The following is a 16,243-nucleotide window of genomic DNA, read 5'->3' as shown; positions in this document are numbered from 1 at the left end:
CCTGACTGGTTGTGTTCAGGAAACTGCTGGCTCTTCCCGACTCGTTTTGACCAAAATATGGGTGTTTTTTGTCATCCCGACCAAAGGAAGGATGACAAAAACGAATTACCACCACAAAAAAAGAGCCGTCAACGGTTCGCTGACGGCTCTTTGAACAAATAGGCTGTAGCTTACTTACCGCCACCAACTTTGCCAGCCTGACCAGCTTTGGCCGTTGGAGCCGGGTTTTTGACGTATTTATCCAACCAGCCGTTCATCTCCCAAAGCATGTGTAACAACGACTCTTTAGCCGTGTAACCGTGGCTTTCGTAGGGAAGGAATACCAAACGAGTTGTGGCACCGAAACCTTTCAGCGCGTTGTAATATCGCTCGGACTGAATGGGGAACGTGCCGGTGTTGTTGTCGGCTTCGCCATGTACGAGCAGCAAGGGCGTTTTCACTTTGTCGGCGTTCATAAAGGGCGACATTTTGTTGTACACGTCGGGAGCCTGCCAGTACGAACGTTGCTCGTTCTGGAATCCAAACGGGGTTAGCGTCCGGTTGTAAGCACCGCTGCGGGCAATACCACCTTTGAATAGTTTGCTATGCGTCAATAAGTTGGCGGTCATGAAGGCTCCGTACGAGTGACCCCCCACACCGACGCGACTCGAATCAACAACACCTAGCCGAACACCTTCGTCGATGGCGGCTTTGGCACTGGCAACTAGTTGCTCAACGTACGTATCGTTCGGTTCTTTGTCGCCTTCGCCCACGATGGGGATGCTGGCATTGTCCAGAATAGCGTATCCCATTGTCACAAAGGCAGCGGCTCCCCAATAGCTAATCCGGTTGAACTGGTAAGGCGAACCTGATACCTGACTGGCGGCATCTTTGCTTTTGAACTCGGCGGGGTAAGCCCACAGGAATGTTGGCAAAGGACCCTGCTCTTTCTTATAGCCAACGGGCAAATAAAGCGTAGCCGTCAAATCGACACCATCGGCGCGTTTGTAGCGCAACTGCTGTTTCTGAATCCCTTTTAGCTGTGGATAAGGGTGTGCAAAAGTCGTTACCTGAATAGGCGCAATACGGGCTTTCAGATTACGCACAAAGTAATTCGGGTTCTCGTCGGGGGTTTCGCGCGTGGTCAGAATTACTTGTTTAACAGCATCGAGCACGGCAACAGGACGCTCGAAATAAGGAGACGCTGAGCGCCAAAGCTCACGGCTTTGTTTAGTTTTCAGGTTAAGCAGACTTACGAATGGACGGTCGCCTTCGGGCGATGCACCCTGTCCGTTGACCATCAGAATCTCACCGCTAGGCAAAATATTCAGCACCTCGCGACCGTACTGATTGTGTTTCGTATCGGGCTGACCCGGATTCGTATAACGGTCTTCGTACGAACGATCAAAGAGAACCGTTGTCTGCCAGTTAGCAGGATTAACCGTCTTGGTAAGGCTTTTCCGGTTCTGCCACCAACGTTCGGTAGCCAATGCGGTTGATTCATTACCCCAGTCGAAGTTTTCGAAGCGGTACTGAGCGGCATAGATTTCTTTGGGTTGGGCCGAGAACGGTGCGTCAACCAGATAGACCTTATCCCGAATGTCGGCTTTCACCTTGGGGTCACCATTGTCCTGCGCCACTGTGTAGTAGACAGATGCGGGAGCATCGGCGCGCCAGGTAAACTCGCGTGGGCCGGTTGGTGCACCATCGGGGCTGTAGGCTACAGTTTCCTGTAAGGGGCCGTCGTTCAAGGTTTTGACCAGTGATCCGGTCATGGCGTAGATCTCCGTTTTGAGCGGGAAGCGATAAACCGGAACCAGATACGAGAACGGCGTATGAACCGTTTCGACCATGACGTACTGACCATTCGGCGAAGGCTCTGCCGAACGAATAATACCGGCTTGCCCGATGTTGGTCGTTGAGCCGTCCAGTCCCACCCGAACCACCTGAGCGGTTGTGTAATAAGCAAATTGCTTTTCGTCGGACGGATTTTTGAGCAGATCCTGATACGTAGGAGCCTGCCCGCGTTTACCGCCAACGTTTTCCTGCGTGGTTGGTCCAGCCGGTACCCGGCTAACTTCGGGCGCTGCACCACGCCCGGCCGGTATGGCTTTAGCGATAAGGCTTTTGCTGTCGGAGACCCAGTGAAACGGTACACCCAGCGTAGCATTGAGCGCTAACGTACCCACTTTTTTTGCGGAAGCCGTTGCTACATCGGCGATGTACAGATCAATTTGGGTATCGGTCGAATTGGCAAAGGCAATTTTCGTATCGTCGGGCGACCACTGGACAAAACTAATCAGCGGATTAGCCGGAAGGCCCGTTATGGCTTTCTCATCCTTGTCCATCAACTTCTTGAGTTTCAATCCCGTGATGTAGCGCGCCCGGCTGGGACCATTGTTGGCTGGGTTCATGCGCAGCCCCGCTAATTTTAATTCAGGTTGTGCAAGCTCGGCAATGCTTGGGGCGGAAGCCTGCTCTAGAATAAGCATAAGATCACCCTTGGCCGACATGCTGACCGTAGGCGTCAGCGGGGCTGTTACCAGATCAGCCAGGGCTTTGGGCGGAGTCTGATAAGTTGGCGCATCCTGAGCGTATCCGAAAATCGGAATCGTGACCGCCAGCGCAAGCAGGAGCCGGCGGCTTTTTCGATGAACAGAGAGGTTGTGAAGCATAAATAGAGGTTGTTTTCGGTTAACAAAGGCTCTAAAGATACGCTGAAATCCAATGGTATTAGAATCAAAAAGGCTGTTTTGACGCACCTATTTGTTGGAATGACTTTTGCGCAGTAAATTATGTACCTTCGTTGACGCTTCTTACTTCTGGAATTCCTACAATGAATAACGCTGTGGATAAGTCGATTCTAATAAAGTAATGAGATTAATTGTCAGGGTGTTATTTATATTTGACGTTATCGTAAATGCCGACTATAAATTCTGTAGATCTGCAATTTTCTGAAATTCTTGATGCGTTGCCCAATTCTGTAATCTGGTTGCGGGCTATTCGTAATGACAGCGGTCAGGTTGTTAATTTTCGAGTCGATTACGCCAACAAGAAAGCAGAAGAATATAGTGCAGGCAAATATCAGGTGGCCATTGGAACGCTTCTGCTCAATGACAGGCAGGACCAGGCGCTTATTGCCCAAACCATATTTACAAGTCTGTCAACTATTGTCGAAACAGGCAAGCCTACCGAGGAGGTCTACTTCAATACGATTCTGAATGGATGGTATCTGACGGACCGGAGTAAATTGGGAGACGGAGTCCTTAGCGTCACACGCGACATTTCACCGTTGAAGGAAGCCGAACAGGACAAAAACAAACAGACAGAACTGCTGCAAACTATTCTGGATACCGCCCTGAACAACATATTCGTTTACGAAGCAATTCGCGACGAGGTTGGCCAGGTTCAGGATTTTCGGGTACGGTTGGCTAACGCAGTAGCTCGTCAGGATGTGATGAACCGATATGGCAAAGAAGTCCTGGATAATAGCCTGCTTGACTTACGGCCACATTCGCGGGAGACCGGTCAGTTTAACCTCTTCTCGCAGGTAATCGAAACCGGACAGCCCTTGTTTGCCCAGCACTACTATCCTGATGTAAAAGAATGGTACGATACATCCATTACCAAATTAGGAGACGGATGCGTTGTAACAGGCATCAATATCACGCAGCAAAAAGAAGATGTGCTGCAATACAAGCAGTTGTCGGACCTGCTTAACAGCGTACTCGACAATTCGACCAACGGTATTATTGCCTACGAAGCCGTGCGGGACGAATCCGGGCAAATTGTTGATTTCAAGTTTATAGCGGTCAATAAGGCGGCCTCGCTGCTAGCGCGTAAAACAGCAGACGAACTAATCGGGCAATCGATGCTGGACGTTTTTCCTGGTAATCTTCAATCGGGGATGATGAACATGTATGTTCATACGGTCGAGAGTGGTGAGCGGACCAGTATGGAAGTTCATTACAACTACGATGGGCTTGATATGTGGATTCATGCTTCTGCGCTCAAGCTGAACGATGGTTTTGTCGTTACGTTTTCGGATATATCGGAAGAAAAACAAATCCAGCGTCAAATCCGGCAATCGGCGGATCTGCTGCAAACGGTGATCAATAATTCACCGGCGGCTCTCGTCCTCTACGAACCGATACGGGATGAAAACAACGTTATCATTGATTTTCGCTATAAACTGGCGAATCCTATAGCCGCTACCGCCACTGGCCGACCGTTAGACTACATGCAGGGAAACACGCTCTTTACGATGTTTCCGGGTTCCGCGCAGAAAGGATTCTTCGACCACTTAAAACAGGTATGGGAAACGGCTGAAACGAAGCAGTACGAACATCATTTCTGCGACGACGGTGTCGATTTGTGGGCGGCAATCACAATGGTCAAACAGGAAGACGATGTGCTGACTGTTTTCCAGTACATCACCGACATAAAACGGGCGCAGCAGGAATTGGAGCGGTCGCGGGCCGAATTGCAGACGGTAATCGATACCTCCCAGACGGGGATCTTTCTTTTTAATCCGGTACGGGATAAAAGCGGGGAAGTCGTTGATTTTCGCTTTCAGACGGCTAACCGGCAATTAGCCTCTTACGTCGGGCAAGAACCCAAAGCGGTTATCGGTGCGCTCGGTAGTACCTGGTTTCCCGATTACAAGGACAACGGCATGTTCGACTTGTATAAAAAGGCGTATCAAACGGGGGAAACGCAGCGGTTTGACTTTCATTACGACGGGGGCGGTATCGACGCGTGGCTTGATATTCTGGTAACTCGAATGGGCGATGAGGTGCTGGTGACCTTCGGTGATTACACTCCGCTCAAGCAGCTTCAGCAGCAGTTGGAAGCGTCGGTAGTCGAGTTACAGCGCTCTAATCGAAATCTGGAACAGTTTGCTTACGTAGCCAGCCACGACCTTCAGGAGCCTCTACGAAAGATTCAGGCATTTGGCGATATTTTGCAGACCCAGTACGCTCCGATTGTTGGTGAAGCAGGGGCCGACATGATTCAACGAATGCAGTCGGCTGCCGCTCGGATGCAGGTGCTGATCAAAGACGTATTGACGTATTCGCGGGTCTCGAACAGGGGTGAAGTGCATGTGCCCGTTGATTTGAGTACCGTTGCTCGTGAGGTGATCAACGATCTTGAAACGGTCATTGACGATAAAAAAGCCCTGCTGACTGTTGGTTCGTTACCCACCATTATGGGCGATGCGCTTCAGCTACGACAGCTAGTGCAAAACCTGATCAGTAACTCGTTAAAGTTCGCGAAGCCAGATCGATTACCCGAAATAACGATAATGTCAGAAAAGGTTCGTGGTCGCGAATCCGGCTTTGTTGTATCACCCGCGGATAGTAATCGGCTATTTTATTTGGTTACCATCACTGACAATGGCATTGGATTTGACCCTCAATATGCTGAGCGGATTTTTCAGGTATTTCAGCGTCTGCACGGACGCAGCGAGTACCAGGGAACTGGAATTGGACTGGCTATAGTACAGAAAGTTGTCGAGAATCATTATGGCTATATCACGGCGACCGGGCAACCGGGTGAAGGGGCTACTTTCCGACTATTGCTGCCCTCTCCCTCAAATTAAAGACTTAATCAACGGCTTCTTTCGTTACTTTGACGATTGAATCAACCGGAATTTTCATGCGCATTATCATTTTAGTTCTTGGTACACTGACAGTCCTGTCCTGTAACGTCGGTGTATCACCTGACGGGGCCAGGTTTAGCAGTGATCCAACAATTGCCCCGGTTCAGCCCGGCCTGATTGACGAAGCTTCGGGCATTGTCGATAGCCGGACGCAGCCAGGAAACATCTGGGTTGAACAGGATAGCGGTAGCCCCGCTGAACTGGCCCTGCTCGGACATGATGGTCAGTTGAAAGGTAAAATTAGTATACCCAATGCAACGAACGTGGATTGGGAAGATCTGTCGATTGGTCCTGGCCCACAGAGCGGTAAAAACTACCTGTATATCGCTGATATCGGTGATAACAATGCCCAGCGGCCAAACTGCGTGATTTACCGCTTACCCGAGCCGGCCAGTTTGCAGGAAGCAATCGGGCAGGTCGAGCGAATAAATTTCAAATACCCCGACGGTCCACGCGATGCCGAAGCGCTCTTGGTTGACCCGCAAACCCGTGACACCTGGATTTTTTCGAAGCGGGAAGGAAAAATACGGATGTATCGGCTTCCGTATCCCCAGGATGTGAATCAGGTAACTACCCTCGAAGCCTATGGAGAATTGCCGTTTACGTACGTTACAAGCGCGGCTATCTCGCCCGATGGAACAGAAATTTTGTTACGGACATACCTCCAGGTTTTCTACTGGAAACGTGAAGCCGGCCAAACCGTTGCTGATGCCATGCAGAAAGGAACCGCTCGTCAGTTGGTTGTCAAAGCCGAACCGCAGGGGGAAGCTATCGCCTTCGATAAGGACGGCAGAGGGTTCTTTACCCTTAGTGAACGCGCGAGTGCTTCGTCGGTAAATCTGTACTATTACGCCAAACAGTAAGCAGTAAGTAGAAATTAATAAACGTTTTGGTTCGACAGCGGCTTACGTCTGAATCAAAACGTTTCTTTGTATCTGTGAAAAAGAAAGCTGCTGTCATTGGAGCGGGTATCGCCGGACTTGCGGCATCCATTCGCTTAGCCGTAAAAGGCTACAACGTTGATGTGTTCGAAGCCAATTTGTATCCGGGTGGTAAGCTCTCCGGCTTTGACCAGATGACACCCGACGGTCGAACCTACCGGTTCGATGCGGGGCCATCGCTCTTTACGATGCCTCATCTGGTCGATGAATTATTCCGGCTCGCGGGCCGCAATCCAGCCGATTATTTTGAGTATACCCGACTTGATGAAACCTGCCGCTATTTCTGGGATGATAACACCCGGCTGACTGCCTGGGCTGATCTGAATCGATTTGGGCAGGAAGTCGAAACCGTACTAGGCGAACCCGCTCGTCATCTGCACCAGCACCTCAACGATAGTGCCCGGAAATACCAGGTAACCGAGAAATTGTTTTTACAGCGCTCGCTTCATAAAATGTCGACCTGGCTCAACCGGGATGCTTTAACTGGCTACCTGAACCTGCCGTGGCTGGGTGTGTTCGGTACGATGAACGAGGCTAACAACGGGCGGTTTAACCATGCCAAACTGGTTCAACTGTTCAATCGGTACGCCACGTACAACGGCTCCGATCCGTACCAGACACCGGCTACGATGAACATCATTCCGCATCTGGAATACAACATCGGCGCTTTCTTCCCGAAAGAAGGTATGATCAGCATCACCACCTGTCTGCTGAAGCTGGCGGAGGAACTGGACGTTCACTTTTATTACAATACACGCGTTACCGAGATCATAACGGAAGGTAAACAGGTAAAAGGAATCCGAGTTAGCCGCGCTGACGGTATCGACACGGTCGAAGCTGCGCTGGTCGTTTCCAACATGGATATTGTCAGTACGTATCGCAGGCTATTGCCAACTGCCCGCCAGCCGGAGCGGATTTTGCGGCAACCCAAATCAAGCTCAGGGTTGATTTTCTACTGGGGTATCAAGCGGCAGTTTGCAGAACTTGGGTTGCACAATATTCTTTTCAGTAATGATTACCAGACTGAATTCAAAACGTTGTTCCAGGAGAATAACGTCTCGTCTGATCCAACGATTTATCTGAATATCACGTCAAAGCTCAAACCGGACGATGCACCCGACGGTTGCGAAAACTGGTTTATTCTGTTAAATGTGCCCAACAATACGGGACAGGATTGGGATGCGATCATTGCTCAGACCCGGCAGAATGTCATTCGAAAGATTAGCCAGAATCTGGGAGTAGATATTGGCAAGTATATTGAAACGGAGTCTGTACTGGACCCCCGGAGTATTGAAGCGCGAACCTCGTCGGCACAGGGAGCGCTTTATGGCAACAGCAGCAACAATCGCTTTGCGGCTTTTCTGCGTCATGCCAACTTCTCGCGTCAATTCGATAACCTTTACTTTGTTGGCGGAAGCGTCCATCCGGGCGGTGGAATCCCATTGTGTTTACTATCGGCCAAAATCGCTACGGACTTAGTGTAGTTTTCAGCGTCGATTAGTAGTTTTTAGGGCTTGCTATGGGTTAAGCTGAAAACTGCTTTTTATCTTGCCGAATGGATTCGTCGATTCTGATTATTGTTCTGAGCTTATCCGTTCTTATTTCCTACGCGTTCGACTTGTTTAGCAGCCGGTTACGAACGCCTTCTGTGTTATTGCTCTTGCTACTTGGTCTGTTGACCCGGCAGGCGACAAACTATTTTGGGGTTCAGCTTCCGTTTGTCAATACGATTTTACCGACACTGGGTACATTGGGTCTAATCCTGATCGTACTGGAAAACGGCCTTGATCTGGAGCTACACGGCGACAAGCTGGGCATTATCCGACGTACGTTAATCGCTTCGTTGCTTTCGGTCGCGGGGATCACGTTTCTGCTGGCCAGCGTTTTATACCTTTTGCTGAATGATTCTTTTTACCATTGCCTGATTGCCGCGCTACCATTCTCCATTATCAGTAGCGCTGTGGCTATTCCAAGCGTATCAAATCTGTCGTTCGGGCAGGGCGAATTTGTAATTTACGAGTCGGCTTTTGCTGGGATCATTGGCGTCTTACTGTTTAATTTCCTGCTTGTCAGCCGCGATTCCGTATTAAGCGCCATCTGGTTTTTCGCCCGCGATACCTTTATCATGGCGTTGTTATCGCTCATTTGCTGCTTTCTGCTGCTGTACCTGATTGGTCGGATCAACCACCGGATCAAATTTCTGCCAATCATCTCCGTACTGTTCCTCGTCTATGCCATTGCCGAGATCAATCATTTGTCGTCACTGCTGCTGATCCTGATTTTTGGTTTATTCCTGAATAATACCGAACTGTTTATTCGGGGGCAGTTGAGTCGTATTCTGAAAAATGACTTGTTCGAAAAGGAATTGGAGCAACTCAAAAACCTCACCGCCGAAGGCGCTTTTGTCGTTCGTACTTTCTTCTTTCTGATCCTAGGTTACGCGGCAAGCCCCAGTGAGTTGTGGGACCGGGACGCATTGATTGTCAGCGCTATCTTTGTGGCGGTCATCATTGCCTGGCGTTGGGTTACCCTGCGACTGACGTATCAGGGACCAATGAATCCACTGTTATGGATAGCTCCCCGCGGATTGATCACGGTCCTGCTTTACCTGAACATTCCCGAAAGTATGCGGGTGATCGGTATTCGCGATGGTATACCCATACTGGTCGTTGTATTGTCGCTCATTGTGATGATGCTGGGCGGACTGAGGCAGAAAACTGCTATTCAAGAAGAATAAAACTCACTCAGTTGGCGTCTTTAGGTACGGCCAGAATGCCCAGAACGAACGCTTCGTTAAGTAAGTCAGGTTGGCTTCATTGGCAAATGCTTCGCGCTCAAAACTAATGTTTCGGTACGCTTCGTAATGCTCCCGGTAGTGAAGCCGCCGGACGAAGTACTCGACGCCGTACCAGATGTAGAAAAGAAGAATGCCTAGCTCGGCCTGCTGGCGCAAATGAATTCGTTCGTGGTTGAGTAAAACGGCTCCCGGATTAGGCTTTCGCACCAATATAAACGGGAACAAGGCCATCCCATCGGGACCAAGCGAGGAAACACGAATGACGAATCTAGCCATTGGTTGAAAGTAGGTGATCAACTCTTGATTGGTATAAATGAACACCCCCTAGAAAAACAGTGACTACCGAAGGGAAATTCCATTCATCGCTAAAGTCTTGTTTTTTGGCGAAAAAGTATGTTTGCGATCTCGTACATTTGGTGAAACTCACTAACTGAATCGAACCATGAAAAAACTATTTATTGCCTTACTTTCACTGCCCTTACTTTGCTATTCGGCAATGGCCCAGACAACGCCAACTGCCGACGAAATTTTAGATAAATACATTGCGGCCATTGGTGGTAAAGATGCGCTGACGAAAGTCACGGATGTAACGACAAGTATGTCCAGCGAAGGGCAGATGGGAACCATTATGATTACCCGAAAGCAGAAGTTGCCCAACAAGTTTTCGATGGTGATCAACGCCAACGGAATGGAGGTTATGAAGCAGACGGGCGACGGTTCGAAGATTGTAATGGGCGGTATGCAGGGAAACAGCAACACGCTGGAAGGATCGGCAGCCCAGCAAATGACCGCGATGAACGTTATTTTTCCGGAACTACATTACGCTGAGAATGGAATAAAGTCAACCGTTGTTGGCCCGGAGAAAATCGACGGCAAAGACACCTACAAATTGAGCCATACGACCGCCGACGGTTCCGCTACCTGGACGGACAATTTCGATGCGACAACCGGATTGAAAGTGCAGTCTGTCGTGACGAGCAATAACGCGCGTGGCCAAATGACGATGACATCGGGTTATTCGGACTATAAAGAAGTAAACGGGGTTAAGTTTCCCATGACGATTACGCAGCAGTCGCCACGCGGGCCGATGACCATGTCGGTTGATAACGTGAAAGTCAACAAGGGGCTGAAGGACTCCGACTTCACCATTAAATAAGGAGTCTGATCATAAACGCGCACTGGCGGGCAAAGACTAAAATATGCTTTTGCCCGCCAGTGCGCGTTTGTAGGTACTACGAGTTGATTACTTCACCACCGTTGACGTGAATTACCTGACCCGAAAAATACGACGCGTCTTCCGACGCCAGAAAGACATAAGCCGGTGCTAATTCGGCGGGTTGACCAGGGCGTTCCATCGGTGTTTCGGAACCAAATTTTTCGACTTCTTCGGGCGTTTTGGTCGCTACGATCAAGGGCGTCCAGATGGGACCAGGCGCTACGGCGTTAACGCGAATATGGCGATCCACCAGATTTTGCGACAACGAACGGGTAAACGCCGTCACGGCTCCTTTGGTAGACGCGTAATCGATCAGGGCTTTGCTACCCCGGTACGATACAACCGACGTGGTATTGATGATGCAATCATACGCACCCATGTGAGGCAGTACGTTTTTGGTTAGCCGGAACATCGCGAGGATATTTAGCTCGAACGTTTCGCGCATCTGCTGGTCCGAGATATCGGTAAACTCCTGTTGCTCGATGTGGTTGGCTGCATTGTTGACCAGAATGTTAATCCGACTGTAGGTGCTGATCACTTTACCAACAACTTCCCGGATAAACGATAGTTGTTTGAGATCGCCCGCCAGCAGCAGACAGCGACGGCCTTCGGCCTCAACCAGTTCTTTTGTCTTTTGGGCGTCCTGTTCTTCACGGGGATGGTAGACAATCGCCAGATCAGCGCCTTCGCGGGCAAAGTGAATCGCCACCGCCCGGCCAATGCCCGAATCACCACCCGTAATCAGCGCAACTTTATCGATCAATTTATCGGCTCCCTGATAGTTGTCCCGAATATAAATCGGCTGAGGGTCCATTTCATATTCAAGTCCCGGCTGTGCGTCCTGATGCTGGGGCTTGGTTTCAATTTCCATTTGTTCCATAACGAAGTGAGTTTGATGATGCCAGGTTTCAAACCCGACACGGGCTATTTTTTTCGATCCGACTTTATGCCGAAATCCAGCCTATTTGACTACGTGTTGATGATTGTACCACCATTGGGGTGAAGTACCTGGCCGGTGATGTAGGATGCATCGTCGGATGCGAGAAACACATAGGCGGGTGCTACTTCACTGGGTTGACCGGGCCGTTTCATTGGTACGTCTTTCCCAAACTGCGCGACTTCCTTGGCACTGACCGAAGCCGGGTTGAGCGGAGTCCAGATCGGGCCAGGCGCTACACCATTTACCCGAATTCCTTTTTTGATCAGGTTACCGGACAAAGCACGCGTAAAGGCCATGATCGCTCCTTTGGTCGATGAGTATTCCAACAGGTCGGCGCGGCCCTGATAAGCGGTTACCGAGGTCGTGTTGATAATGCTGTCGCCTTTGGTTAAATACGGTTCAGCGGCTTTGGTGACGCGGAAAAACGAATAGATGTTAGTTTCGTACGTCGCTAGCAGAGCCTCATCGGGAACCTCTTCGAGCGATTGGTGCTGCAATTGCAGACCAGCATTGTTGACCAGAATATTCAGCTTGCCGAGTTTCTCGACAGTGTCTTCAACAAGCTGCTTGCAGTATTCTTCCTGACGAATATCGCCGGGCAGGAGCAGGCATTTGCGGCCTTCGGCCTCGACGAGTTCCTTTGTTTTCTGGGCGTCCTGTTCTTCGCGCGGATGGTACGAAATCGCGACATCAGCGCCTTCGCGGGCAAAATGAACGGCTACCGCCCGACCAATGCCCGAATCGCCACCGGTGATAATAGCGACTTTGTCTTTTAATTTGTTAGCTCCTTTGTAAAGGTACCGGATCACCTTCGGCTGGGGATCAAGTTCAGCCTCAATACCCGGTTGGATAGCCTGATGCTGTGGGGGAATTTTTGCTTCCATAACGTTGATTTGGTTGTACTTAACTTGATAAGCCAAAACCAACGACGGTTGTTTTGAGAAAGCTACTGTTTTAGTAGATTTTGTGTCCTCCGCATTTCGTATGTAATATCGTACCGTCAACTTGGTGAAGTGGCAGACACCGCATCACGGCACAAAAGAATTTAGACGCGTGAATTCAATAGAAATAAAGCAGGCTTTGGTGGAACAGTGCAGAGCGCACGTTCAACAGCGTATCGAAACCGCCCGGCAAGCGATGGAAGCGGCTCAGGAATCCGCCAATTCCGAATCAAAAAGCAGTGCAGGGGATAAGTACGAGACGGGCCGGGCGATGGCGCAACTTGAGCGTGACCGCTACGCCCAACAGCTCGATGGTGCCCTGACGTTGGAGCAGGAACTCGCCCGAATCAATAGCGAAAAAGAGTACAGCACCGTTCAGCCGGGTAGTCTGGTAACGACCAATCGGGGAACGTTTTTTATTAGTATCAGCGCGGGCAAACTCAGGGTCGATAACAAGGATATATTCGCCGTTTCGCCCGCATCGCCTGTTGGAGTGGCATTAGCCGGTCGGCGCGCGGGCGAAGAGGTTACGTTCAATAAGATGGTTTATACAATTGTAAGCGTGGCTTGATTTAATAAACGCGTTCGCCACCAATCCAGGTCTGCTTCACTTTGGTATCGCGTAATTGCGGATTGGGTACTTGCATAATGTCGCGGTCCAGGATGACAAAATCAGCTTGTTTACCCGCTGCGATGCTGCCGCGCAGTTGATCGTCGAAACACGCGTAAGCGGCCCAGCGTGTCATAGCCAGCAGCGCCGACTTACGGTCAACCGCGTTTTCCATCTGGTAACCGCCCGCTGGAAAATTCTTTGCGTCCTGACGCGCAACCGCTGCGTGAAAGCCAAACAGAGGGTTGACAGCCTCAACGGGAAAATCGCTACCGAACGCAATCATTCCGTTCTGTTTCAGTAGATCTTTGAAGGCATAAGCGCCTTTAACGCGAATAGGACCAAGCCGTTCTGCGGCCCAGTACATATCGGAGGTGGCATGAGTCGGCTGTACGGACGGAATAATGGAATACTGACCGAATTTCTGAACGTCTTCGGGCGATACGACCTGAGCGTGCTCAATCCGCCAACGACGGTCATTACGGCCTTTCAGCAATTTTCCGTACAGATCGAGCATCAGGTGGTTGGCGGAGTCGCCAATGCAGTGGGTGTTTGCTTGAAAGCCGCTAGCGTGCAAGAGTTTGGTGACACGCTCCAGCTCACCCGGACTGAGCAACAAAAAACCGCCTGTTTCGGGTCGGTCGGTATACGGACGCCGAAGGCAGGCTCCGCGCGATCCTAAAGCACCATCGGCGTACAGCTTAAACGAACGAACCGTCAGTCGATCCGTCTGGAAAGGCCCGCGCTTCAGAAAATAATTTAGATTTGGTTCGCCAAGGCTAACCATCGCATAGTCGCGAATCTTTAGTTTGTTCGCTTTGTGTAAGCTATCGATGAGGTTGATTTCGTCAGGGCTAATGCCCGCGTCTGAAATGGTGGTGAGTCCCAGCGATACGCATACTTTTTCGGCGGCTTGCAGCATCTTTACTTTGTCGGCATCGGTCGGTTGTGGAATTACCCGTTTGATAAGCTGCATGGCATTATCCACCAGAACGCCCGTTGGCTGCCCATTCTTCACCACAACTTCACCGCCCGGTAGTTTTGAGCTGGTCGTTACTTTCGCTAACCGTAAGGTCTTTGAGTTGACGAGCAGCGCATGACCGTCTACCCGCATTAGTGCAACCGGTACATTGGGAAAGGCAGCATCCAGTTTCTCCTTAGTCGGAAATGTTTTGTCGGGCCAGTCGTTCTGATCCCAGCCCCGGCCCGTCAGCCACATAACATCGGGGTGTTGCTGATGAAACGATTTCAGGCGTTCGATCACTTCATCGTAAGAAGCGGCACCAACCAGATCGGCTTGATTGAGAACTTGGCCTAAACCAAGAAAATGGGAGTGTGGATCGTAAAAACCAGGGTACACGGGCTGGCCGCCTAGGTCGGCTGTACTGTCGGCATCGTATTGGTCAGCGAGTGTTTTAGCCGCGCCAACCGCCAGAAATTTACCGTCTTTGATCACAAAGGCATCGGCTACCGAAAAGCTTGAATCAGCGGTATAAACACGGGCATTTCTAACGAAAAGGTCAGCTTTCTGCTTGGAGGAGCAGGCTGACAGGAATAGGAATGAAGCAGTGATTAATAAAAGAGGGCGTATCATGACTGATGTTGGGAAAAACGCAAATTAACGGAAACGTCAATAACCCGACCAGCTAATCACAGATTCTTGTATTTTTGTCTGAATCGTCATTGTCAACAATAACTCAATGAAGCTCCGTAATTGGATTCTTTTTACCTGCCTCTCTTTTCCGGCCCTTGCCCAACAACCTCAAAACCCTATTCAACGCGCTCAACAACGAACGTTCACGGTGGCTACCATACCGCAGCCGGGTGACGTGTTGACACTTACCCAGGCGATTGAACAAGCTGTCAGCAAGAACTACCAGATTCAGATCAATCGATCTCAGGAAGAGATCGCCCGAAACAACTACACGAAAGGAAACGCGGGTTACCTGCCTTCGCTGGTCTTTAACGGGCTTTCGAACGGAAGCTTGCAGAGCTTCCGGCAAACGTACCTCGACGGCCTTCGTCCACCCCAGGAAGCGAATGGGGTGTTTAACCGAACGACCAATCTGGGAATCAACCTCAACTACACTGTTTTTAATGGCTATGCCCGGTCGGCACTGTATGCACAGCTTCAGCAACTTTTGAAGATTACATCAGTGACGACGCGCGCTAATATCGAAGCGACTGTAGCCGGTATCGCTACCAGTTACTATGATGTGATCCGGCAGCTTCAGCGGCTGATCGCCTTTACCCAAGCCCTTGACATTTCACGTGAGCGACTCGAACTGGCACGTGCCAATTACGAAGTCGGTGCGCGGTCGAAGGTTGATTTTTTGAGTGCTCAGGTTGATTACAATACGGATAGCGCTGCTCTGATTGCGCAGGAACAAGCGTTGCGTAACGCAAAAGTACTGCTCAATACACAACTAGTACGCGAGCCGCTCACCGAGTTTGCCGTGCGCGATACCATCATTGCGCGTCCTAACCTGGAGTTTGCGTCGCTCCAGCAATCGTTGAATACAAATAACCCATTGCTGGTATCGGCAGTCTTAAACCGAACGCTTGCTGATGTGAGCATCCGACTGGCAAGCGCCCAGCAACTCCCACTGGTAACGGCACAAACGGGATATACGTACCAGTTCCAGGACAATCAGGGAGGGTTTGGTATCAGAACAGGTCGAACTGGATCGCTCAATTATTCGGTAACAGCCTCAATTCCAATTTTTAACGGATATAACCTGAAACGGCAGATTCAAAATGCACGCGTGAACACGATTATCGCTCAAAATCAGGAGAACGATCAGCGCTTACAACTTCATTTAGCGCTTACGCAAACGTACCAGACCTACCAAAACAGTCTGCGGCTGCTTAACCTGGAAGTTCAGAACAACCAGTTAGCGAACCAGAACGTCGATATTGCTTATGATCGTTACCGGATCGGGAACTCAACGTTTGTTGAATTTCGGGATGTGCAACGCAACGCTATCGATGCCCAAATCCGTCTGATCGAGGCAGAATTCACTGCCAAAGCGGCTGAAATCGAGTTACTTCGGTTGAGTAGTACGATCACGCAGGAACTAGGTCGGTAATTAAACAGTCGGGGAGGTAGCGAGTTATAAGGTCGGTAAATCAGCCTATTACAGGACAACTAACTTTA

12 protein-coding genes are annotated in these 16,243 nt (G+C 50.1%); 7 read left to right on the top strand and 5 right to left on the bottom strand.

Features of this window, described 5'->3' with window-relative positions:
- Positions 1-170 precede the first annotated feature (170 nt).
- Complete coding sequence (locus M0L20_RS05010) at positions 171-2,654, bottom strand: S9 family peptidase (protein ID WP_248475959.1); 2,484 nt, start codon at positions 2,652-2,654, stop codon at positions 171-173.
- 245 nt (positions 2,655-2,899) lie between these two features.
- Between M0L20_RS05010 and M0L20_RS05005 the strand changes: the two genes are divergently transcribed.
- The 4 genes from M0L20_RS05005 (at position 2,900) to M0L20_RS04990 (ending at position 9,319) form a co-directional block, all read left to right on the top strand.
- Complete coding sequence (locus M0L20_RS05005; RefSeq protein WP_248475958.1) at positions 2,900-5,581, top strand: PAS domain-containing protein; 2,682 nt, start codon at positions 2,900-2,902, stop codon at positions 5,579-5,581.
- Positions 5,582-5,637: 56 nt separating this feature from the next.
- A complete protein-coding gene (locus M0L20_RS05000) occupies positions 5,638-6,504 on the top strand; it encodes a PE-PGRS family protein (RefSeq protein WP_232559759.1) in 867 nt (288 codons plus the stop codon).
- Between the two features lie 74 nt (positions 6,505-6,578).
- Positions 6,579-8,066 carry a 1-hydroxycarotenoid 3,4-desaturase CrtD gene (crtD, locus tag M0L20_RS04995; RefSeq protein WP_248475957.1) on the top strand — a complete coding sequence of 496 codons (1,488 nt, stop codon included), beginning with the start codon at positions 6,579-6,581 and terminating at the stop codon, positions 8,064-8,066.
- Between the two features lie 71 nt (positions 8,067-8,137).
- The gene (locus M0L20_RS04990) at positions 8,138-9,319 is read left to right on the top strand and encodes a sodium:proton exchanger (RefSeq protein WP_232559757.1); all 1,182 of its coding nucleotides are present in this window, start codon (positions 8,138-8,140) and stop codon (positions 9,317-9,319) included.
- Between the two features lie 3 nt (positions 9,320-9,322).
- Here the strand turns inward: M0L20_RS04990 and M0L20_RS04985 are convergent, their stop codons facing one another.
- A complete protein-coding gene (locus tag M0L20_RS04985) occupies positions 9,323-9,655 on the bottom strand; it encodes a hypothetical protein (RefSeq protein WP_248475956.1) in 333 nt (110 codons plus the stop codon).
- Between the two features lie 166 nt (positions 9,656-9,821).
- Here M0L20_RS04985 and M0L20_RS04980 point away from each other — a divergent pair, with 166 nt between their 5' ends.
- Entirely contained in the window at positions 9,822-10,535 is a 714-nt protein-coding gene (locus M0L20_RS04980) for a LolA-like protein (RefSeq protein WP_232559755.1), read from the top strand.
- Positions 10,536-10,611: 76 nt separating this feature from the next.
- On the opposite strand, the gene M0L20_RS04975 is transcribed toward M0L20_RS04980, so the two are convergent.
- Entirely contained in the window at positions 10,612-11,475 is an 864-nt protein-coding gene (locus M0L20_RS04975) for an SDR family oxidoreductase (RefSeq protein WP_232559754.1), read from the bottom strand.
- Positions 11,476-11,564: 89 nt separating this feature from the next.
- Positions 11,565-12,419 (bottom strand): SDR family oxidoreductase, encoded by an 855-nt coding sequence (locus tag M0L20_RS04970; RefSeq protein WP_232559753.1) that lies wholly within the window; start codon positions 12,417-12,419, stop codon positions 11,565-11,567.
- 169 nt (positions 12,420-12,588) lie between these two features.
- Here M0L20_RS04970 and M0L20_RS04965 point away from each other — a divergent pair, with 169 nt between their 5' ends.
- A complete protein-coding gene (locus tag M0L20_RS04965) occupies positions 12,589-13,047 on the top strand; it encodes a 3-oxoacyl-ACP synthase (RefSeq protein WP_232559752.1) in 459 nt (152 codons plus the stop codon).
- A 1-nt stretch (position 13,048) separates the two neighbouring features.
- Here the strand turns inward: M0L20_RS04965 and M0L20_RS04960 are convergent, their stop codons facing one another.
- A complete protein-coding gene (locus M0L20_RS04960) occupies positions 13,049-14,680 on the bottom strand; it encodes an amidohydrolase (protein ID WP_248475955.1) in 1,632 nt (543 codons plus the stop codon).
- 106 nt (positions 14,681-14,786) lie between these two features.
- On the opposite strand from M0L20_RS04960, the gene M0L20_RS04955 reads away from it, so the two are divergent.
- A complete protein-coding gene (locus tag M0L20_RS04955; RefSeq protein ID WP_248475954.1) occupies positions 14,787-16,175 on the top strand; it encodes a TolC family protein in 1,389 nt (462 codons plus the stop codon).
- Positions 16,176-16,243: the final 68 nt, after the last annotated feature.

Source organism: Spirosoma liriopis (assembly GCF_023196085.1).
In the GTDB taxonomy this organism is placed as follows: domain Bacteria; phylum Bacteroidota; class Bacteroidia; order Cytophagales; family Spirosomataceae; genus Spirosoma; species Spirosoma oryzicola.
This window is presented reverse-complemented; position numbering and strand designations above follow the sequence as displayed.